The following is a 22,694-nucleotide window of genomic DNA, read 5'->3' as shown; positions in this document are numbered from 1 at the left end:
TTATCTGTGTATTACGATAATCACTGAAGAATTAGTGAGTAATGGTTATAGAATATGCATGGTGAGGTACCAAACAAGGAATTAAATGAAGAATTACGTAACATTTTAGATCAGTTAGAAAGCAATAGAGGTCTATTAGATAATCCCGGTAATATTAAATATATAATTTCTCTTCTAGAAAAAGGAGCTAATCGAAGTACACAAAACAATGGAAAAACTCTGTCAGATTACTTAGATGAAAAATTATCTAGCATTTTAAATGAGTTAGAAAGCAATAGAGGTCTATTAGATAATCCCAATGATATTCAACGTATAATGTCTCTTCTACAAGCAGGAGCTGATCCAAATATACGGAACCAAAATGGAAAAACTCTGTCAGATTATTTAAATGAAAAATTGTTTGACATTTTAAATGAGTTAGAAAGCAATAGAGGTCTATTAAATGATTTCAATTATACTCAATATATAATGTTTCTTCTAGAAACAGGAGCTAATTCAAATATACGGAATCAAAATGAAGAAACTCTGTCAGATTATTTAAATGAAAAATTGTTTGACATTTTAAATGGGTTAGAAAGCGATAGAAGTCTATTAGATCATCACAATTATATAATATTTTTTCTAAGAGCAGGAGCTGATCCAAATATACAGAATCAAAATGAAAAAACTCTGTTACATTACGTTGCTGAACGCAACGATACTGAAAATATAAGGTATCTTTTAGAAGTAATAAAAGCTAATCCAAGTATACGAGATGAAAGTGGAAAGACTCCATTTGAATATATTACTGAATATGAGTGCCGTCAAGCTATTGAGAAAATTCTTTTCGGTAATTCGAATTCAGAAAAAGCACCTTGTGATAATAATCAAACAATTTCTACTGAATCGAGTAATTGTAACACAGAAGACGAGGATTCGAGCTGTAGTTCAAGTGATTATCTTTTTCTAGAAGACTCACTGTTAGCGAAGCTAGAAGTACCATTAACTACAGATGAACAGGAGCTAATTAAAGAGTTTTGTAAGGATATACAAAAGATAATAGCACGAAATAAACAAGAACCTGAAGAAAGTATTGAGAAAATAGTAAATAAGTACTTGACGGAAGGAATAAGGTTAAATTCAAGTTATAGTAATGACAATAAAAAAGGTGATAAAGAAACTGTAACAAATTTGATACTTGAAAAAATAAACAATATTCTTACTGATCGTGTGAAACCACGCGATGAAACCAGAGAGTATATAGGAAGGGTTAATGATATTCCCGAACAAGACGATAAAAATAAAGATAAAGATAAAGCTTTAAACATCATAGAAAGCATCACTAGCAAGTTATTATTAAAAGGTGGGAAAGCAAGACAAAAATTTCTCTCAGGTAATACTAAGCTAGCACAAAATTATCGATCTAATTATATAAATAATCTCTCTAAAAAATGTAAAGAAACTGAAAGCAAGCTAATAAGTATAGCATATGAAGGTATTGTAAACAGAGATGGGCAAGCTCAAAAGGAGAAGCTAGAGACAGTGGAGATAGATAATCAATATTTTTATATGAAATATTCACAAGATAGTATTATTGAACCTGTGAAAATCTTAAACAATAAAAAAGCTAAAGTGTTAAATTTAAAAGTCGGCATACTTCAAATTGGGGAAAGTATAGTAAGAGTTGAAAGCATAGACGGAAAAAGAAATTATACAGATATCTTAAAAGGTAGCATTGAAATGTCTTTTACCACTGAGGTAGGAGAGATTAGTATTTATCTAAGTCCTAGTACGGAAGGTGATAATAAAATAGAGGTAAAGATTGGTGAGAAGAGCGAAGTAAAGCTTAACGAGTTAAAAGCTAAGAAGAAAAGTTTAGGAGAAAACTGTCTTTTGGGAGGAAAAAGTGTTCTGGAAGCTATAGAAGATAAAGGTTTTAAGAAAAATGGTAGTGTGCCTACAGAGTCAATCGAGACTACTAAGGATGTTCCATCTACTGATCTTATGCAAACTTGTCCACAGCAAATTGGCGCAAGTGTTAAAAGCAGATAGTAAATAATTCCACACAACGACAAACTCACTCAAAATTGTTCCAATTATAGAGTCTGGCAGGGTTTTTCTGCCACAGCAAGCAATATGGCTCAATGATTTTGAGTATGAGATTTTAATGTTCCCAGAAGCTCGCCACGATGATCAAGCGGATAGTACCGTGCAATATTTACAATGGATGAGAAAAACTAGCACCAGCGTTTTCAGGGTCAGGGACTTTGGCCCCAACCCTAATAAAACACTTAGGTGGCTCAGAGCAGTGGATTAGATTAAGTAAAGGCCCCTATCATTTTTATATCTTGGCTTCTTGTAAACTGCTGCAGAGTTCGGAATCGGAATCGGAAAAACTTGAGCGTGGTGGATCTCTTGCCTCTTCAGGCGATGGAGACTTACGTTTTAGCGATTTTCTTTCAGTATTCTTCCTATCAGATTTAGACGATGAATTACTGCTTTCGCTTCCCGAAGATTCCCTTGAACTACCTTCATCTTCAGGCGATGGAGACTTACGTTTTAGCGATTTTCTTCCAGTATTCCCCCTATCAAATGATTCTTCATAATCCATATCCTCGCCAAAATCACGTTCAAGAAAGTATAGACCTTCGTTGAATGCGATTGGTGTTTCTGCCAACACTTCTTCACTAGGAAAACAGCTACAAGATGCTTCTTTAGGAGAATAACCACAAGATGCTTGCAACTTTCTATACTCCTCCTTTTCATATTTCTCTATACTTTTGACGACGTTAATGTCGATAGCATTTTTTATATATAAGGCATCATTCTCATAATAAACTAAACTATCATCCAAACCACACTCCTTCCACCTTGATTTAAATGCTTCAACATAAATACTCTTAAATTCCTCAAACAACTTTGATTTCTCTTGAAAACGCTTGCTATCAAAAAACACATACCATACGTCAGAATTCTTACTTTTTGTTGCTAGATACGCAGATTCTTTTATACGTTTACGAGCTTCTTTAACTCCCATTTTTTCTAGCTTTTTAACCACTTCTTCTTCTACTTGTATCCTAAAGTCCTGAATAAGATGGACTTTTAAGTTGGGTATGGCATCATCTATATTATATGCAATTATTATTTTTCCATCTTTATCACGCTGAAAATCAGAAGGAAAGACACATGGAAACTGACCAAAATTATAGACTCTTTTTGCTACTTCCTCAGTGCCACAATCATGTTCTATTATATAATTTTTTACCTGGTCTAAATATTCTGTTGTATTAACATGATCACCAAGCAAACTAACAATCTTCCCATTTTTTAAAGTAAAGTTGATATGAACACCACCTCTATAATAATTACTGCTGTTGAACCTATAAAGCAATGCTTTAATCAACCCTTCTTCCTTTGAAAGTGTTTCATGCGTAGGTTCAGTTCTACATTTATTAGCACCTGTCTTAGCACGTAGCTGTGTCCATTCGGGCGATGATTTTCTATCAGACATATGTACATTGTCAGCTATCTTTTTGATGACGTTAATATCTTTAATATATAACTTGTTATTTTTATAATCGAAAAAGTCTGAATCCTCAAGACCACACCTATTTAATTCTGAGTGAAGCGTTATAGTATAATTATCCTTAAATACACCAAAAATACTTTTAGCACATGACTCCTTACCCTTAAAATACTCTTCCTCTTCGTCAAAAGATATACAATATTGGTAAGGTTTATCTGCTTCTTCCAGTTTAGCAAACCCTTCTATGTATTCGTGAATTTTCTCCTTTGTTAGGGTGTTCTTTTCTTCTATCTTTTTAGCTGCAATCTCTTTCACACTTTTTAGAAATTTATTAATAATAAGCTCTTTCTCAGTCAACTCTTCTTGATTTTCATAATTAGACGTGTCAGTAAACGTTGACGATGGCCGAGATTCATAACCACTCTCTGCAGAATATACAGAAGCAGATCTTTCATTAGTAAGCAACCCAGGCGATCTTGGACAACCACTATCTGTAGAACATCTAGAAGTAGACCTTGAATATGGCTGGAATCGTGGACCACTAAATGACAAAGAGTTCGGAGCACTAGTCGATGCTGATCCACTTTCATTAGCACCTTTCCGTGGTGAAGGTCTAGCAAAAGGTAACCGGAGTCGTGGACCACTAACTAGAAGAGATATAAGAGAAGAACGCGGCGGCGGCGGTAATGGATAAGGGTTTCCAGTTGCTGATCCACTTTCATCAGCACCTTTCGATGATGAAGGTCTAGCCACAGACAACAGGAATTGTGGACTACTAAAAGGTATAAGAGGAGGCGGTGGTGGATAAGGGCCCCCAGTACTAGTCCTTGCTTGAGCACTTAATGATTTAGATGTCCCTGGAGCAACAGGATTAACTGCAATACAATTTATCTGCGTCAATGGATTCGCTACAGCTAAGCTTACAGAATTATGCAGATGCCGCAGCAGCCCTTCTGTTCCTGATCCTCTTTCTCCTCCTCTTTCTGAACCTTGCCTGGGCTGTACCTGTGATTGCTTAAGGAATGAGCTTGGACTACCACTTGAAGAACATGCAACAGAATGTTGTGGAGGTGAATCACCAAGACCACTATCTCTGTTTCCTTTAGATTTAAGAAACCTACGTCCAGTTTGTTCAGGCGGTGTTCTTGGTGGCTCAGGCGACAATGCTCGCAAACGAAGCTCAGGGTCAATGGACAGTTCATGGTCTTTGTTGATTACAGAGCTTTCTATGATTTTAGTTATCACACAGTGAGAAATTTCTGGATTGGAAAAGTCTATGCTATACATTCCATCACTTTTATCTATTGATAATTCTCCCTGAGTTCTATCATAAAGATTATAAAATACAGCACCATCAAATGCATAATTTAGTTTAAGAGCTTCTTCGCTTGTCAATATCCGCTTTCCTCCGCCACCTAATACAAGAGGTATAAGAATTGAGGCCTCTTCTCTATTTAAAGGAGACGCACATATAAACCCAACTACTATTATTTTCGTTGATTGATAAACAGAGTTTATTATTGAGTCTTTAAGCAACATCACACTATGATCAACATCATTGCCAACTCCAAGATCGATGCCTATACGCCATGCGGCACGCCGCGTTACACTATCAATAAAACGAGCATCATCAAAAACATCCTTGATATATACACTATCGCCTTCAATCTTCAGAGGGTTCTTAGGAACATTTTCATATTTTCTTTCTTTCATCCTTAATAAAAACTTACTCTCAAATTCCTTGCGTAATTCTTTATTATCAAATTCACCGCACCATAAATATTTTTTCTTGTCAAACGGTTGAGAAGTTATATAAGTTAACATATCTTCTTGGACATCTTTTTTAAGTGAAAAAGCCAAATGAGACTTTAGATTAAAAATTACACCTTTATCTACAGGTGTTACAAACTTAAACCCATGCTGTTTATCCCAAGACCAGTCTCTATCACTGATATAAAACGGGAAAGAATTAACATCAAAAATTAGCTTAGCTGTATCCAATATTTCTGCATCATTACTTTCCTCAATGCCGTAGAATTCACGTATTATCTTCCTTTTTATACTGTCCAGATATTCTCTACACTGGTACGTATCCATACTCTTCTCAAATGAGACTACGATATAGTCCTTCTTGCCCTCGCTTTGCAGCTTAAAATTAGTTTTAACTGCATTGAAATCATAATTATTAACATTAAAAGCACTAACCAATGCTCTTACTGTTTCTCTTTCTCTTGTATTAGGCATACCAACCTCCCCATTTTTAAATTACAACAACTACCCTTTACTTAACGTTTCATAGAACTACCAGGATTGTTTTTCTGCTCAGACTGACGTCGCTTCTCTATTTCCATTAGCTTCCTGGCTGTATCACTATGGTCATCATACCTCATTCCTTTTGCTCCCTGCACTATACCACCACCTGGTGCTGTATTCTCACGTTTCCACTTTTCAGCATCAAAACCTTTTTTATCATTACCGCTATGCATATTGCCTCCTAAGTAAAAATATTATGTAATTAATATACTAAAAATAAAATTAAGTGCAAGCACTTTTTTATATTTTTTTTAAAAAAACTTTATTCACTCTTTTTCATAAAACTCAACTTTCAAGATTCCAGCGTCACACGCTACCCTTTCTTGTCATCCCAGTACTGGGATCCAGTCTTTTTTGTCACCCAAGTAGCTAACACTGGTTCTTTGCAATTTCATCAAAAACGCTCCCTCTTAACATAAAACCCTACATTTATCAAACCCAATGCACAGTCTGGATTCCAGCGTCACGCGCTGGAATGACAAAAAAAGATGCTGAATGACACTCGTGTTTCTTTATGTCATACCAAATACCCATAGGTGTCATCCCAGTGCCCAGACACTGGGATCCAGTCTTTTTTGTCATCCAAGTAGCTAACACTGGTTCTTTGCAATTTCATCAAAACCACTCCCTTTTAACATAAAACCCTACACTTACCAAACCCACAGCCTGGATTCCAGTGTCACGCACTGGAATGACAAAAAAGAAATCACTGTAATCTAACTACCTTCATGATTATGTCTTTCCTACTGACTGACCTTCTGCACATTTCTCAACTTTTACATCATTAGTCAATCCTTTTGGTGGTTGAGCATTATTCACAGAACCTTCATTCTCAGCACCATTCCAAGTACCTATGTTAAAATCAAATCCACAATTAGCAACAGAATTTTTAACGGATTGCTTCGGAGCTCTTTTGTCAGAAGCAGATTCCTGAGCAGATTTTCCTAGAGTATTTTCACTGGTTTGGTTAGGTTGCCCGTTAGAAACAGAGCTTTGAGCAGGTTGATTCGAAGCTTCCTTATAACTGCTCCTTCTTCCCCTACTACTATTGCATCCATAAGGCTCCCTTCTCCTCGTCCCCGTTGTATTCGCTGCAGTCTTTGGAGCAGGTGGACACACCTCTTTCTTCTGTTCCTCAGGTTTTGCTTTCTTCTCTTCTTCCACTTTTGGTTTTACCTCGCGGTTCTCCTCCTTTATAACCTCTTTAGGCATTAGTTCTTTCATAGGTTTTGGTAAAAGATCAAGCTCTGGTTTGCTCAGAACAACCGGTCTTACAAACTCAGATGAAAAATCAAAAAGGAAAACTGGCACAGCGGGCTTTTCTCTTTCATCTACCTTTATTTCTATATCTTTATGAACTTCTTTATTTGCTTCTAATGATGTTTTTTCTGCTTTTTTATCTTCTTTTTCTGTAGATGCCTCTACCGCAGCCGCCAACTCAACTCCAAACATCTCTGCGAACATTGTAACAATCCATCCGACAACAGCCATTTGTAACCTGAGTTTAAGATCTTGCAATGCAGTTAATCTTTCTAACGCCCTTGCAAACTCTTCTTCTGATAACTCACCACTGTTTAATTTCTCCTGCAATTCTTTTATCTCTTTGTCCAACCTCTGATCGAAACTTAAATCGCGTGCAAAAATCTTCCTGATTAACTCCTTAAGCTTATCACACAAAAACTTAATTATCGCAGCAATCAGGTTTTTTTCTTTCTTCTCCTTGAGCATTTGGTAGATTTTCGGATCTACATCTACTTCAAAGAGGTTGAAGAGAGATTCAAAGAAATTCCAGAAATCTCCCAGCGCTCTTTCTCTTTCACCATTGAAATAATCTTCATCATCTCCTTCGGTATGTAGCTCTGCTTGAGATGATATTTCATCGATACAACTAGAGGCCTGACGCTCACATTCGGCTCTTCTGAGAAAATCTTGTCTGGCAAGCTCCTCTACGCACTGCCTCTATTGCTCTGATATAGCTAAAGTGACTTGGATTTACCGACGATTTGATAAACCGTCATCCCGCTGCTTGTTAGCGGGATCTCTTGTTAGCGCCGCGGCGGTATGACGTAGGACTGCTGTCATGCAAGTAGCTGACACTGGGATCTCGTTCCTTAACTTTATAGTGTAAATTATTTCAAATTGTGCCTAGCTGCAAGTATAATAATTTCCATTTATAGATAAAGTATGTTGCAAATGTTATGCCAAAGAGTATAATAAAATCTACATCAAATACTTTATAAGAAAAAGTGATGGTAGAGGCAAAATTAAACACTAATAAGAAGGAAAGCGCATGCTAGAGTTTGAAGAAGCAGCAAGAATAAAAAATATTATTGAAAGATTAAATGGTGTATGATATAATATAGTATAAAGATGTAAATAATTTTATTGACATCTTTACATTAATATTTCTTAAATATTTAGTACTGTAGAATTAAGTTTTATGAAGGGAGTAAAAATGGTGGAAAGCTTTTCAGGTGACAATAAAGATAGTAATTTTATTAAGGGGGCAAAAGTAATGGAAAATTTTTCAGATAATAACGAAAACGGTAGCTCAATCTTCCAAGGAAAAATCAGGGAGCAAGATTTCTCTGCGGAGCAGAAGCTAAACGAACTAAAAGCCACCATGGAAGAGCTTGCCAGACAAGATTTTCTCAGAAGAGCCGAATGTGAGCGTCAGGCCTCTAGTTGTATCGATGAAATATCATCTCAAGCAGAGCTACATACCGAAGGAGATGATGAAGATTATTTCAATGGTGAAAGAGAAAGAGCGCTGGGAGATTTCTGGAATTTCTTTGAATCTCTCTTCAACCTCTTTGAAGTAGATGTAGATCCGAAAATCTACCAAATGCTCAAGGAGAAGAAAGAAAAAAACCTGATTGCTGCGATAATTAAGTTTTTGTGTGATAAGCTTAAGGAGTTAATCAGGAAGATTTTTGCACGCGATTTAAGTTTCGATCAGAGGTTGGACAAAGAGATAAAAGAATTGCAGGAGAAATTAAACAGTGGTGAGTTATCAGAAGAAGAGTTTGCAAGGGCGTTAGAAAGATTAACTGCATTGCAAGATCTTAAACTCAGGTTACAAATGGCTGTTGTCGGATGGATTGTTACAATGTTCGCAGAGATGTTTGGAGTTGAGTTGGCGGCTGCGGTAGAGGCATCTACAGAAAAAGAAGATAAAAAAGCAGAAAAAACATCATTAGAAGCAAATAAAGAAGTTCATAAAGATATAGAAATAAAGGTAGATGAAAGAGAAAAGCCCGCTGTGCCAGTTTTCCTTTTTGATTTTTCATCTGAGTTTGTAAGACCGGTTGTTCTGAGCAAACCAGAGCTTGATCTTTTACCAAAACCTATGAAAGAACTAATGCCTAAAGAGGTTATAAAGGAGGAGAACCGCGAGGTAAAACCAAAAGTGGAAGAAGAGAAGAAAGCAAAACCTGAGGAACAGAAGAAAGAGGTGTGTCCACCTGCTCCAAAGACTGCAGCGAATACAACGGGGACGAGGAGAAGGGAGCCTTATGGATGCAATAGTAGTAGGGGAAGAAGGAGCAGTTATAAGGAAGCTTCGAATCAACCTGCTCAAAGCTCTGTTTCTAACGGGCAACCTAACCAAACCAGTGAAAATACTCTAGGAAAATCTGCTCAGGAATCTGCTTCTGACAAAAGAGCTCCGAAGCAATCCGTTAAAAATTCTGTTGCTAATTGTGGATTTGATTTTAACATAGGTACTTGGAATGGTGCTGAGAATGAAGGTTCTGTGAATAATGCTCAACCACCAAAAGGATTGACTAATGATGTAAAAGTTGAGAAATGTGCAGAAGGTCAGTCAGTAGGAAAGACATAATCATGAAGGTAGTTAGATTACAGTGATTTCTTTTTTGTCATTCCAGTGCGTGACACTGGAATCCAGGCTGTGGGTTTGGTAAGTGTAGGGTTTTATGTTAAAAGGGAGTGGTTTTGATGAAATTGCAAAGAACCAGTGTTAGCTACTTGGATGACAAAAAAGACTGGATCCCAGTGTCTGGGCACTGGGATGACACCTATGGGTATTTGGTATGACATAAAGAAACACGAGTGTCATTCAGCATCTTTTTTTGTCATTCCAGCGCGTGACGCTGGAATCCAGACTGTGCATTGGGTTTGATAAATGTAGGGTTTTATGTTAAGAGGGAGCGTTTTTGATGAAATTGCAAAGAACCAGTGTTAGCTACTTGGGTGACAAAAAAGACTGGATCCCAGTACTGGGATGACAAGAAAGGGTAGCGTGTGACGCTGGAATCTTGAAAGTTGAGTTTTATGAAAAAGAGTGAATAAAGTTTTTTTAAAAAAAATATAAAAAAGTGCTTGCACTTAATTTTATTTTTAGTATATTAATTACATAATATTTTTACTTAGGAGGCAATATGCATAGCGGTAATGATAAAAAAGGTTTTGATGCTGAAAAGTGGAAACGTGAGAATACAGCACCAGGTGGTGGTATAGTGCAGGGAGCAAAAGGAATGAGGTATGATGACCATAGTGATACAGCCAGGAAGCTAATGGAAATAGAGAAGCGACGTCAGTCTGAGCAGAAAAACAATCCTGGTAGTTCTATGAAACGTTAAGTAAAGGGTAGTTGTTGTAATTTAAAAATGGGGAGGTTGGTATGCCTAATACAAGAGAAAGAGAAACAGTAAGAGCATTGGTTAGTGCTTTTAATGTTAATAATTATGATTTCAATGCAGTTAAAACTAATTTTAAGCTGCAAAGCGAGGGCAAGAAGGACTATATCGTAGTCTCATTTGAGAAGAGTATGGATACGTACCAGTGTAGAGAATATCTGGACAGTATAAAAAGGAAGATAATACGTGAATTCTACGGCATTGAGGAAAGTAATGATGCAGAAATATTGGATACAGCTAAGCTAATTTTTGATGTTAATTCTTTCCCGTTTTATATCAGTGATAGAGACTGGTCTTGGGATAAACAGCATGGGTTTAAGTTTGTAACACCTGTAGATAAAGGTGTAATTTTTAATCTAAAGTCTCATTTGGCTTTTTCACTTAAAAAAGATGTCCAAGAAGATATGTTAACTTATATAACTTCTCAACCGTTTGACAAGAAAAAATATTTATGGTGCGGTGAATTTGATAATAAAGAATTACGCAAGGAATTTGAGAGTAAGTTTTTATTAAGGATGAAAGAAAGAAAATATGAAAATGTTCCTAAGAACCCTCTGAAGATTGAAGGCGATAGTGTATATATCAAGGATGTTTTTGATGATGCTCGTTTTATTGATAGTGTAACGCGGCGTGCCGCATGGCGTATAGGCATCGATCTTGGAGTTGGCAATGATGTTGATCATAGTGTGATGTTGCTTAAAGACTCAATAATAAACTCTGTTTATCAATCAACGAAAATAATAGTAGTTGGGTTTATATGTGCGTCTCCTTTAAATAGAGAAGAGGCCTCAATTCTTATACCTCTTGTATTAGGTGGCGGAGGAAAGCGGATATTGACAAGCGAAGAAGCTCTTAAACTAAATTATGCATTTGATGGTGCTGTATTTTATAATCTTTATGATAGAACTCAGGGAGAATTATCAATAGATAAAAGTGATGGAATGTATAGCATAGACTTTTCCAATCCAGAAATTTCTCACTGTGTGATAACTAAAATCATAGAAAGCTCTGTAATCAACAAAGACCATGAACTGTCCATTGACCCTGAGCTTCGTTTGCGAGCATTGTCGCCTGAGCCACCAAGAACACCGCCTGAACAAACTGGACGTAGGTTTCTTAAATCTAAAGGAAACAGAGATAGTGGTCTTGGTGATTCACCTCCACAACATTCTGTTGCATGTTCTTCAAGTGGTAGTCCAAGCTCATTCCTTAAGCAATCACAGGTACAGCCCAGGCAAGGTTCAGAAAGAGGAGGAGAAAGAGGATCAGGAACAGAAGGGCTGCTGCGGCATCTGCATAATTCTGTAAGCTTAGCTGTAGCGAATCCATTGACGCAGATAAATTGTATTGCAGTTAATCCTGTTGCTCCAGGGACATCTAAATCATTAAGTGCTCAAGCAAGGACTAGTACTGGGGGCCCTTATCCACCACCGCCTCCTCTTATACCTTTTAGTAGTCCACAATTCCTGTTGTCTGTGGCTAGACCTTCATCATCGAAAGGTGCTGATGAAAGTGGATCAGCAACTGGAAACCCTTATCCATTACCGCCGCCGCCGCGTTCTTCTCTTATATCTCTTCTAGTTAGTGGTCCACGACTCCGGTTACCTTTTGCTAGACCTTCACCACGGAAAGGTGCTAATGAAAGTGGATCAGCATCGACTAGTGCTCCGAACTCTTTGTCATTTAGTGGTCCACGATTCCAGCCATATTCAAGGTCTACTTCTAGATGTTCTACAGATAGTGGTTGTCCAAGATCGCCTGGGTTGCTTACTAATGAAAGATCTGCTTCTGTATATTCTGCAGAGAGTGGTTATGAATCTCGGCCATCGTCAACGTTTACTGACACGTCTAATTATGAAAATCAAGAAGAGTTGACTGAGAAAGAGCTTATTATTAATAAATTTCTAAAAAGTGTGAAAGAGATTGCAGCTAAAAAGATAGAAGAAAAGAACACCCTAACAAAGGAGAAAATTCACGAATACATAGAAGGGTTTGCTAAACTGGAAGAAGCAGATAAACCTTACCAATATTGTATATCTTTTGACGAAGAGGAAGAGTATTTTAAGGGTAAGGAGTCATGTGCTAAAAGTATTTTTGGTGTATTTAAGGATAATTATACTATAACGCTTCACTCAGAATTAAATAGGTGTGGTCTTGAGGATTCAGACTTTTTCGATTATAAAAATAACAAGTTATATATTAAAGATATTAACGTCATCAAAAAGATAGCTGACAATGTACATATGTCTGATAGAAAATCATCGCCCGAATGGACACAGCTACGTGCTAAGACAGGTGCTAATAAATGTAGAACTGAACCTACGCATGAAACACTTTCAAAGGAAGAAGGGTTGATTAAAGCATTGCTTTATAGGTTCAACAGCAGTAATTATTATAGAGGTGGTGTTCATATCAACTTTACTTTAAAAAATGGGAAGATTGTTAGTTTGCTTGGTGATCATGTTAATACAACAGAATATTTAGACCAGGTAAAAAATTATATAATAGAACATGATTGTGGCACTGAGGAAGTAGCAAAAAGAGTCTATAATTTTGGTCAGTTTCCATGTGTCTTTCCTTCTGATTTTCAGCGTGATAAAGATGGAAAAATAATAATTGCATATAATATAGATGATGCCATACCCAACTTAAAAGTCCATCTTATTCAGGACTTTAGGATACAAGTAGAAGAAGAAGTGGTTAAAAAGCTAGAAAAAATGGGAGTTAAAGAAGCTCGTAAACGTATAAAAGAATCTGCGTATCTAGCAACAAAAAGTAAGAATTCTGACGTATGGTATGTGTTTTTTGATAGCAAGCGTTTTCAAGAGAAATCAAAGTTGTTTGAGGAATTTAAGAGTATTTATGTTGAAGCATTTAAATCAAGGTGGAAGGAGTGTGGTTTGGATGATAGTTTAGTTTATTATGAGAATGATGCCTTATATATAAAAAATGCTATCGACATTAACGTCGTCAAAAGTATAGAGAAATATGAAAAGGAGGAGTATAGAAAGTTGCAAGCATCTTGTGGTTATTCTCCTAAAGAAGCATCTTGTAGCTGTTTTCCTAGTGAAGAAGTGTTGGCAGAAACACCAATCGCATTCAACGAAGGTCTATACTTTCTTGAACGTGATTTTGGCGAGGATATGGATTATGAAGAATCATTTGATAGGGGGAATACTGGAAGAAAATCGCTAAAACGTAAGTCTCCATCGCCTGAAGATGAAGGTAGTTCAAGGGAATCTTCGGGAAGCGAAAGCAGTAATTCATCGTCTAAATCTGATAGGAAGAATACTGAAAGAAAATCGCTAAAACGTAAGTCTCCATCGCCTGAAGAGGCAAGAGATCCACCACGCTCAAGTTTTTCCGATTCCGATTCCGAACTCTGCAGCAGTTTACAAGAAGCCAAGATATAAAAATGATAGGGGCCTTTACTTAATCTAATCCACTGCTCTGAGCCACCTAAGTGTTTTATTAGGGTTGGGGCCAAAGTCCCTGACCCTGAAAACGCTGGTGCTAGTTTTTCTCATCCATTGTAAATATTGCACGGTACTATCCGCTTGATCATCGTGGCGAGCTTCTGGGAACATTAAAATCTCATACTCAAAATCATTGAGCCATATTGCTTGCTGTGGCAGAAAAACCCTGCCAGACTCTATAATTGGAACAATTTTGAGTGAGTTTGTCGTTGTGTGGAATTATTTCGATAATGGGTAAATTACTGTTTGCTTTTAGCTCTTGTGTTAACTGTTGACCACTCGTTTTTGCTTCGATCAAAATTGCATGTGGTACCCATCTTGCAGCTAGTGACAGAACTTGCTCTTTAAGCTTTGGGTACTCAAGCTTTGCACGGTATACATCAAGTAAATAGAATTTATTATCTATTTTTGCCCAGGTGGTGCAGACGCTAAAGTCGCTGGAATCGCTTGTTGAAACTGCAGTGTCCCAGCTTTGAGTTACATGCGAGAAATTAGACTTCTTTCAAAATTCATGTATGGAGCTCAAAATTGTGAATTGCAGCAATCAAATTAAACCTTAAACCAAAACGTTTTCGTCGGTTTCTATACCTGTCCGAGATGATTTTAAACCTTTTCAATAAGCCAATTACGTTTTCAACAATTGCCCTTTGGCTCATAAGTGCCCTGTTCTCTTTTTTTTGTTCTTTGCTTAACGGATTCTTTTTCATTTTCCTGTGCGGTAATACAACATTTTTGTGTATCTTCTGCATTCCCCTGTAGCCGGCATCAGCTAAGATTTTGGTGTCCGGTAATATTGCTACCTTTGATTCTCTAAACATCCGAAAATCGTGTTTTCTACCATTCGAGAAAGATGTGCATATGACTTTTTTACTCTTCTTCTCTGTTACTATTTGTGTTTTTATAGTATGCCTTTTTTTCTTTCCAGAGTAGAAGGGCTTTTGCTTTTTTTTGGTCTCTCTACTGGCGTTTCAGTTCCGTCTATTACTAAAACTTCATATTCTACATCACTCTTTAATAGCTCTTTTTTTCCTGGTAATGCAAAATCTGGATGTTTTATTAATATGTCTTCTACCTATCTTATTATTTTAAAACTGTTACTTTCACTCATGCCATAGCTTTGCCCAATATGAAAATATGTACGATATTCTCTTATATATTCCAGTGCCATAAGTAGCCTGTCTTCTATGCAAAGTTTACTTTTTCTTCCACTTCTAGCTTTTTTTCTTTTATCCTCCACTTCTAGAATTTCTACCATTCGCTCAAATGTTGCTTTTTTTACCCCTGTTAAACGTCGAAACTTTTCTCCTTCTAACTTTTCTATTTCCTTATATTTCATGCTTTCAAATACTTCATCTTACACTCCCTCTAACAATTTTGAAAGAAGTCTATTATCAGGGAAATTTTTATAGCGCTTTAACCACTCTTGTTTAATTATACCGCTTGAAAGCGGCAGGGGGTTTTGTTGATATTGCGCAGCAAAAGCGTAGCTCCCGAGTTCAACTTTTATCATCTCAACTTCTTCTCTTCCTCCCTCCAGGGGATATAATAACTCATTTTCTTCCCTTGAATATAAACCTTTTTCTTGTGTCGTAATTGAGTCGATTATCTCCACTTTTTCAGAAATCATTGGCAAACAAATGTGATGCCATATGTTTTTTGGCTTAGATAAGAGGTGCCCAGTCAAGTCTTCCAGGTGGAGCCTATGCATCACAAGCACAATTACTCCTTTTTTTCTATCGTTGAGCCTCGTTACCAAAGTCTGATCGAACCAGTTTATAACACGTTTTCTAAATGTTTCACTCAAAGCTTGAGCAGGGTTAAGCGGATCATCCACGATGATGAAATCTCCACCTTCACCGGTTAATGTTCCTCCAACTGATGTTGCGATTCTGTATCCTCTCTGCACTGTTTGGAATTTGTATTTGGTATTCTGGTCTTTGGATAATTTTACCTCTGGAAATAGTTCTTTATACCAATCAGATTGCATTATGCACCTCGTATCGAGCGAATGTTTTTCGCTAAGCAATTGAGAATAGACTTCTTTCAAAATTGTTAGAGGGAGTGTAAGATGAAGTATTTGAAAGCATGAAATATAAGGAAATAGAAAAGTTAGAAGGAGAAAAGTTTCGACGTTTAACAGGGGTAAAAAAAGCAACATTTGAGCGAATGGTAGAAATTCTAGAAGTGGAGGATAAAAGAAAAAAAGCTAGAAGTGGAAGAAAAAGTAAACTTTGCATAGAAGACAGGCTACTTATGGCACTGGAATATATAAGAGAATATCGTACATATTTTCATATTGGGCAAAGCTATGGCATGAGTGAAAGTAACAGTTTTAAAATAATAAGATAGGTAGAAGACATATTAATAAAACATCCAGATTTTGCATTACCAGGAAAAAAAGAGCTATTAAAGAGTGATGTAGAATATGAAGTTTTAGTAATAGACGGAACTGAAACGCCAGTAGAGAGACCAAAAAAAAGCAAAAGCCCTTCTACTCTGGAAAGAAAAAAAGGCATACTATAAAAACACAAATAGTAACAGAGAAGAAGAGTAAAAAAGTCATATGCACATCTTTCTCGAATGGTAGAAAACACGATTTTCGGATGTTTAGAGAATCAAAGGTAGCAATATTACCGGACACCAAAATCTTAGCTGATGCCGGCTACAGGGGAATGCAGAAGATACACAAAAATGTTGTATTACCGCACAGGAAAATGAAAAAGAATCCGTTAAGCAAAGAACAAAAAAAAGAGAACAGGGCACTTATGAGCCAAAGGGCAATTGTTGAAAACGTAATTGGCTTATTGAAAAGGTTTAAAATCATCTCGGACAGGTATAGAAACCGACGAAAACGTTTTGGTTTAAGGTTTAATTTGATTGCTGCAATTCACAATTTTGAGCTCCATACATGAATTTTGAAAGAAGTCTAATAACTTGCAACTATTATTCTTGCAGTCGGCTGATTTCCCAGTATCCATGCGGGCCACGCAACACTTACGCATATGGATTTCATTGAACGCGGAGGCATATTGAATATTATTCGTTTCACTTCACCAGCGCTCGCCGCTTCCAGCCTATCTGCTATGACTTTTATGTACCGATAATTATTATACTCACATCCCGGCACTACCGTTTGAAAGCATAACTCAATGAATTTGAGAAAGTTTATTTTGTTCATGATATAATGTTGAAAGATGTTATCCGAGTAGCTTGACTACTTGGATCTATAGCTAAAGTGGCTCTACAATTTGAAAAGCAACAAATTCGTCATTCCGCTACTCATTAGCGCCGTGGCGGTATGACGTAGGAAAACCTTTCTTGGGTTAGCTATATATAATAGAATTTCGCTTTCCACTATCTTTCCAGTTGTTTTATACATAATTCTCGAATTTTGAAAATTTGCTCCATATCTAATTTCTCATTTGTATAAAATTTGTTTTCTTACTTCGAGACCTAATCTACCACAACTTTTACATGGCGTTTCTTTCCTGCAGACAGTTTTATGAATGACTGATCTTTAAAGCTCTCGGGATTTATTATGTAGTTAATGTCACTTATAATATTATCATTAACTTTGCACCCATTGCCCTGTATTAAACGCTTTGCAGCGCCTTTTGAAGGTTCAAAACCAGTGTCATGCAGGAGGTCTACTAAAAATATGCCACTTGCAACTTGTTCTTTTTTTATAATGTGATCAGGAAGTAGTGAGCTATCTTCATTTTCAAAAGCAGAGACTGCAGCAGATTGTGCAAGTTCTGCTTCTTTGTCACCGTGACATATTTTTGTCACTTCTGTTGCCAAAACTTTTTTTGCTTCATTTATTTCCTGATCTTTTAAGGATTCTAACTTTTTGATCTCATCAATTGACAAATCAGTGAACAATCTCAAGAAACGTCCGACGTCTTGATCATCAACATTGCGAAAATATTGCCAATAATCGTAAGGTTTTAGCATATTGCCATCGAGCCATATCGCTCTACTTTCAGTTTTGCCCATTTTTTTTCCTTGTGCATTTAATAAAAGAGGCGTAGTAAGGCCAAACAGCTCAGGCAAGTTTAATTTTTTTCCAAGTTCAATCCCATTTACTATATTTCCCCACTGGTCTGATCCCCCTATCTGCAAACGACAGTCATACTTTTTGTTTAATTCAGTAAAATCGTAAGCCTGCAATAACATGTAATTAAATTCTAAGAAGCTTAAGGTTTGCTCTCTATCTAGCCTAGTTTTTACGCTATCGAAACTTAGCATACGATTTACCGAAAAATGTGCTCCTATGTCACGCAAAAAATCTATGTATTTTATGTTATCTAGCCAATCTGCATTATTTACTATAACTGCATCAGTCTTTCCATCATCAAAAGATATCATTTTCTCCAATGTTTTCTTTATACTAGATATATTTTCACTAATATCCTTGATAGATAAGAAGCTTCTTGCTTTATCCTTACCGGATGGGTCACCAATTTTTGTTGTGCCACCTCCAAGTAAGACTATCGGCTTGTAACCAAATTTTTGCAGGTGACGGAACATCATAATATGCATTAGGTGACCAATATGAAGACTTGGTGCTGTGCAATCAAACCCAATGTATGCGACTATATAATTGCTCTGCAATAATAACTGATCTAGTCCTTCAATGTTTGTGCATTGGTATAGGTACCCTCTTTCTTGGATAAAATTTAAAAACTCGGACTTGTGTTTCATAATCTCCTTGTATAGTGTGCTCGTTTATAATAAAGTTTTCTGGATCCCAGTGTCAGCTACTCGGATGACACACCTTTTCTTGGGGAGCTATCCTAAAGGTGCGATACTTATACAGTTGTACTTGAATGGCCCAGGCAATCAGTTCCATAACTCTTCTATTTTATAATACTCCCTTACTTCCGGCCTGAATATGTGAACCATTATGCCTTGAAAACTTAAAACCACCCAATTACCTTCATCCATACCTTCTACATCTATTTTATCATATTGCTTGAGACTTTTTATTACGTGCTCAGCTAAAGCTTTCACATGGCGACTCGAATCACCAGACGCGATAATCATATATTTTGCAATAATGGTTCTATTCTGCACATCGAAAGTAACTATATCGTGACCTTTGTTTTGATCTATTATACTGACAATCGTGCTTTTTATTGATTCTGTATCACTGGATACATTAGTCATCATCTTAAATTATTTAATTTGCTCATAACTATACACTCAAAATCTTTAAATATGAACTATTTTCAACGCGATTGTTCGTTAAAAAGGTATTACCTGTTTATCATCATGTTTTTAGCATGTACAATATATATATTTTATATATGATTGAGAATAGCTTTTTACTAGTATTCATTATGGGCAAGACTCTCATCTACTTAATCGGCTTTCCAGGTAGTGGTAAGTTTACTACTGCAAAGGAACTGTGTAAAATCATTGATGCGGTGATAGTAAGCAATAATCTATTCAATAATATTATATTTGATATTGTTAAATTACAAGATGCTGAAGTTCCAGATGATCTGTGGGAAAAGATTTTTGCAGCCAGAGAAAATATGCTAGCAATACTGGAAAAACACTACATAAAATCAAAACATTATATATTTACAAATGAATTGATAGAGGGTGATTCCTATGACCAAAGATTATACAACTCAGTGGTAAATTTAAGTAAAAAAATGGATATGGAAATTCTTCCTGTAGTGTTACACTGTAATAACGAAGAACTAGCAAGGCGTATTCACTCAGAGGAGAGATGCCGGGAAAATAAAATTATTGATTCGGATTTTGCTATGAAAAAAATTGAAGGGAAAAGGCTATTTATGCCTGAAGGTACACTTGAAATTAGTAACTCAAATTTAAGTGCAAAAGAAGTAGCAAAGAAAATTGTTGAAGAGATGAAGGAAGAAAAAAATGGAAAATTAATTAGGGCTTCTGTAGCAAATCATTTAAAAACAGAGCGTACTCGTGGTTGAGCAGAAAGATAAGTATCGTTCTTGTGTTGGCATAATGCTATTTAACGAACAAGGACATGTCTTCATTGGAAAACGCTTTGATAGCGACTCTTACTGGCAGATGCCACAAGGAGGTGTTGATGATGGTGAGGAACTGGAACAAGCAGCGTTACGTGAGTTGCTAGAGGAAGTTGGCACTAATAAAGTAAAGGTTATAACTAAAAGCAAGGATTGGGTATACTACAACTTGCCTGAGGAAGTTATACCAACATGCTGGAATGGAAGATATTCTGGTCAAAAGCAAAGGTGGTTCTTAATGAAATTTTATGGAGAGGATAAGGATATTAATATTAACTATACTGATCATCCAGAGTTCAAAGAGTGGCGTTGGCAAAGTACAGATAGTTTAGTAGCCAGTGCTATATCATTTAAAAAAGAAGTTTATAAAACAGTGATAGAAGAGTTTTCTTCTATAATAAAAGCCTCAACAATAAGCTCATGATAGTAGATTCTCATTGCCACTTGATTTATTTTTCCGATGATGAAATACCAAAAGTAATTTCAAGAGCAGAGAAAAATGGTGTAAAGGTTTTGCATAACATATGCATAAGCATTGATGATGTTCCTAAGTTATTAAAAATTTCTTCGTCTTATGATCAAGTCTACTCCTCTGTTGGTGTACATCCGCTTGATGCTACTATAGAAAACGGTGAGTGTATACACGTTGATGAATTAGTTGAATTTACCAAGAACCAAAAAGTAATTAGTATCGGTGAAACCGGGTTAGATTTTTATAAATCTGATAACAAAGACAATCAGAAAAAAAGTTTTGCATTGCATATAGAAGCGTCAAGAATAACTGGACTACCTTTAGTTATTCACACAAGAAGCGCTGATAATGAGATGATCGATATGTTAAGGTCAGAAATGAAAGCCGGTGCTTTTAGTGGAGTAATGCACTGCTTTGCTTCCTCTAAAGAACTTGCTTATCAATCTATGGATTTAGGGTTATATATTTCATTTTCTGGAATTATTACTTTTAAAAATGCGAGCTTACTCAGAGAAATTGCACAAAATGTACCACGCGAACGTGTTTTAGTCGAAACTGATGCACCATATCTATCACCTGAGCCTTATAGGGGAAAAAAGAATGAACCAGCAATGGTGAAATACGTTGTTGATTGTTTGGCAGAGTTATGGAATGAGTCACCAGAACAAGTAGCGGAGGTAACCACAAGCAACTTTTTTAGGCTGTTTACGAAACTTAAGGTATCCGTTCAGCCAATAGACTTCTTTCAAAATTGTTAGAGAGAGTGTAAGATGAAGTATTTGAAAGCATGAAATATAAGGAAATAGAAAAGTTAGAAGGAGAAAAGTTTCGACGTTTAACAGGGGTAAAAAAAGCAACATTTGAGCGAATGGTAGAAATTCTAGAAGTGGAGGATAAAAGAAAAAAAGCTAGAAGTGGAAGAAAAAGTAAACTTTGCATAGAAGACAGGCTACTTATGGCACTGGAATATATAAGAGAATATCGTACATATTTTCATATTGGGCAAAGCTATGGCATGAGTGAAAGTAACAGTTTTAAAATAATAAGATAGGTAGAAGACATATTAATAAAACATCCAGATTTTGCATTACCAGGAAAAAAAGAGCTATTAAAGAGTGATGTAGAATATGAAGTTTTAGTAATAGACGGAACTGAAACGCCAGTAGAGAGACCAAAAAAAAGCAAAAGCCCTTCTACTCTGGAAAGAAAAAAAGGCATACTATAAAAACACAAATAGTAACAGAGAAGAAGAGTAAAAAAGTCATATGCACATCTTTCTCGAATGGTAGAAAACACGATTTTCGGATGTTTAGAGAATCAAAGGTAGCAATATTACCGGACACCAAAATCTTAGCTGATGCCGGCTACAGGGGAATGCAGAAGATACACAAAAATGTTGTATTACCGCACAGGAAAATGAAAAAGAATCCGTTAAGCAAAGAACAAAAAAAAGAGAACAGGGCACTTATGAGCCAAAGGGCAATTGTTGAAAACGTAATTGGCTTATTGAAAAGGTTTAAAATCATCTCGGACAGGTATAGAAACCGACGAAAACGTTTTGGTTTAAGGTTTAATTTGATTGCTGCAATTCACAATTTTGAGCTCCATACATGAATTTTGAAAGAAGTCTAATGGCGTCAACTTAAGGAAAAATATCAGCGATAGTGTATAAAATTTCTCTCTAAATTTTTTATCATTAAATTATCCAAAGAGTGCAATAAACAGCACTTTTGTTTCTGTTTTATTTCAACAAAGAAGTCTAAAATGTGTCCTTAAGTTGACGCCATTGACTGTTCTCCCTCGTCATACCGTCACGGTATCTCTAGATCCCGCTAACACGTAGCGGGATGACAGTAGTCCTACGTCATACCGTCACGGTATCTCATCCGCTAACAAGCAGCGGGATGATGATTATCAGGGTGTCGTCCAAGTAGCTTGACACTGGTTCCTTTATGACGGCAGTGCCCCTATGATGTCATCCCAGTGCTCCGACACTGGGATCCAGCCTTTTCATCCAAGACGGCAGCGCCTCCTTCTTCTGTCATCCCAGTGCCCCCTATAATGTCATCCGAGTAGCTGACACTGGGATGACATCCTCCTAGTAGAGATCGCTTTTGTAATTGCAACATTCGTGCAATCTTTAGCCATAAATATTTAAGAAATTTACCAAACGAAAAAAAAGGCAAAAGAAGCCCTAGTCATTGTCTATTTTCAGTATTGGCGTTTTTTAAGTCTTAAACACTGCAATTTAGC

General features: G+C 36.4%; 12 protein-coding genes and 8 pseudogenes. 10 read left to right on the top strand and 10 right to left on the bottom strand.

Going from position 1 to position 22,694, the window contains the following annotated elements; translation table 11 throughout:
* Positions 1-54 precede the first annotated feature (54 nt).
* Together AABM58_RS01480 and AABM58_RS01475 are read left to right on the top strand one after the other, a co-directional pair.
* Positions 55-2,031: an ankyrin repeat domain-containing protein gene (locus AABM58_RS01480; protein WP_338406099.1), complete on the top strand. Its 1,977-nt coding sequence runs from the start codon at positions 55-57 to the stop codon at positions 2,029-2,031.
* Between the two features lie 3 nt (positions 2,032-2,034).
* Positions 2,035-2,296: pseudogene (locus AABM58_RS01475) on the top strand (hypothetical protein); the annotation flags it as partial.
* 24 nt (positions 2,297-2,320) lie between these two features.
* Here the strand turns inward: AABM58_RS01475 and AABM58_RS01470 are convergent.
* From AABM58_RS01470 to AABM58_RS07905, 3 genes and pseudogenes are all read right to left on the bottom strand, one after another.
* On the bottom strand, positions 2,321-5,749 hold the full coding sequence (locus AABM58_RS01470; RefSeq protein ID WP_338406096.1) for a hypothetical protein: 3,429 nt from the start codon (positions 5,747-5,749) through the stop codon (positions 2,321-2,323).
* 41 nt (positions 5,750-5,790) lie between these two features.
* Entirely contained in the window at positions 5,791-5,991 is a 201-nt protein-coding gene (locus AABM58_RS01465) for a hypothetical protein (RefSeq protein ID WP_338406097.1), read from the bottom strand.
* 1,065 nt (positions 5,992-7,056) lie between these two features.
* Positions 7,057-7,702, bottom strand: a pseudogene (locus AABM58_RS07905) (hypothetical protein); the annotation flags it as partial.
* A 571-nt stretch (positions 7,703-8,273) separates the two neighbouring features.
* Here AABM58_RS07905 and AABM58_RS01455 point away from each other — a divergent pair.
* The 3 genes from AABM58_RS01455 (at position 8,274) to AABM58_RS01445 (ending at position 13,889) form a co-directional block, all read left to right on the top strand.
* Positions 8,274-9,659: a hypothetical protein gene (locus AABM58_RS01455; protein ID WP_338406098.1), complete on the top strand. Its 1,386-nt coding sequence runs from the start codon at positions 8,274-8,276 to the stop codon at positions 9,657-9,659.
* Positions 9,660-10,218: 559 nt separating this feature from the next.
* Positions 10,219-10,419, top strand: coding sequence for a hypothetical protein (locus AABM58_RS01450; protein ID WP_338406097.1), 201 nt, complete (start codon positions 10,219-10,221; stop codon positions 10,417-10,419).
* A 41-nt stretch (positions 10,420-10,460) separates the two neighbouring features.
* Complete coding sequence (locus AABM58_RS01445) at positions 10,461-13,889, top strand: hypothetical protein (protein WP_338406096.1); 3,429 nt, start codon at positions 10,461-10,463, stop codon at positions 13,887-13,889.
* Between the two features lie 24 nt (positions 13,890-13,913).
* On the opposite strand, the pseudogene terL reads toward AABM58_RS01445, so the two are convergent.
* The 3 pseudogenes from terL to AABM58_RS01430 all read right to left on the bottom strand — a co-directional run.
* Positions 13,914-14,445: pseudogene (gene terL / locus AABM58_RS01440) on the bottom strand (phage terminase large subunit); the annotation flags it as partial.
* 16 nt (positions 14,446-14,461) lie between these two features.
* Positions 14,462-15,288 (bottom strand): annotated as a pseudogene (locus tag AABM58_RS01435) (IS5 family transposase).
* Positions 15,289-15,339: 51 nt separating this feature from the next.
* Positions 15,340-16,002: pseudogene (locus AABM58_RS01430) on the bottom strand (phage terminase large subunit); the annotation flags it as partial.
* A 35-nt stretch (positions 16,003-16,037) separates the two neighbouring features.
* Here AABM58_RS01430 and AABM58_RS01425 point away from each other — a divergent pair.
* A pseudogene (locus AABM58_RS01425) lies at positions 16,038-16,864 on the top strand (IS5 family transposase).
* Positions 16,865-16,881: 17 nt separating this feature from the next.
* Here AABM58_RS01425 and AABM58_RS01420 read toward each other — a convergent pair.
* The 3 genes and pseudogenes from AABM58_RS01420 to rsfS form a co-directional block, all read right to left on the bottom strand.
* A pseudogene (locus AABM58_RS01420) lies at positions 16,882-17,130 on the bottom strand (phage terminase large subunit); the annotation flags it as partial.
* Positions 17,131-17,405: 275 nt separating this feature from the next.
* A complete protein-coding gene (gene tyrS / locus AABM58_RS01415; protein ID WP_338406095.1) occupies positions 17,406-18,656 on the bottom strand; it encodes a tyrosine--tRNA ligase in 1,251 nt (416 codons plus the stop codon).
* Positions 18,657-18,794: 138 nt separating this feature from the next.
* The gene (gene rsfS, locus AABM58_RS01410) at positions 18,795-19,121 is read right to left on the bottom strand and encodes a ribosome silencing factor (RefSeq protein ID WP_338406871.1); all 327 of its coding nucleotides are present in this window, start codon (positions 19,119-19,121) and stop codon (positions 18,795-18,797) included.
* Between the two features lie 173 nt (positions 19,122-19,294).
* Between rsfS and AABM58_RS01405 the strand changes: the two genes are divergently transcribed.
* The 4 genes and pseudogenes from AABM58_RS01405 to AABM58_RS01390 all read left to right on the top strand — a co-directional run bounded on the left by AABM58_RS01405 (position 19,295) and on the right by AABM58_RS01390 (position 22,055).
* Positions 19,295-19,912 (top strand): AAA family ATPase, encoded by a 618-nt coding sequence (locus AABM58_RS01405; RefSeq protein WP_338406094.1) that lies wholly within the window; start codon positions 19,295-19,297, stop codon positions 19,910-19,912.
* Positions 19,905-20,393 (top strand): RNA pyrophosphohydrolase, encoded by a 489-nt coding sequence (locus AABM58_RS01400; protein WP_338406093.1) that lies wholly within the window; start codon positions 19,905-19,907, stop codon positions 20,391-20,393. The genes AABM58_RS01405 and AABM58_RS01400 overlap by 8 nt, the downstream gene beginning before the upstream one ends.
* Positions 20,390-21,199: a TatD family hydrolase gene (locus AABM58_RS01395; protein WP_338406092.1), complete on the top strand. Its 810-nt coding sequence runs from the start codon at positions 20,390-20,392 to the stop codon at positions 21,197-21,199. Before AABM58_RS01400 ends, AABM58_RS01395 begins: the two co-directional genes overlap by 4 nt.
* Positions 21,200-21,228: 29 nt before the next feature.
* Positions 21,229-22,055 (top strand): annotated as a pseudogene (locus AABM58_RS01390) (IS5 family transposase).
* A gap of 353 nt (positions 22,056-22,408) precedes the next feature.
* Here the strand turns inward: AABM58_RS01390 and AABM58_RS01385 are convergent.
* Positions 22,409-22,627, bottom strand: a complete 219-nt coding sequence (locus AABM58_RS01385) for a hypothetical protein (RefSeq protein WP_338406091.1) — start codon at positions 22,625-22,627, stop codon at positions 22,409-22,411.
* Positions 22,628-22,694: the final 67 nt, after the last annotated feature.

The sequence above is a fragment of the Wolbachia endosymbiont (group A) of Longitarsus flavicornis genome (assembly GCF_963931955.1).
In the GTDB taxonomy this organism is placed as follows: domain Bacteria; phylum Pseudomonadota; class Alphaproteobacteria; order Rickettsiales; family Anaplasmataceae; genus Wolbachia.
Note: the sequence above shows the minus strand (reverse complement) of the source record. Positions and strands in the feature narration are given on the sequence as shown.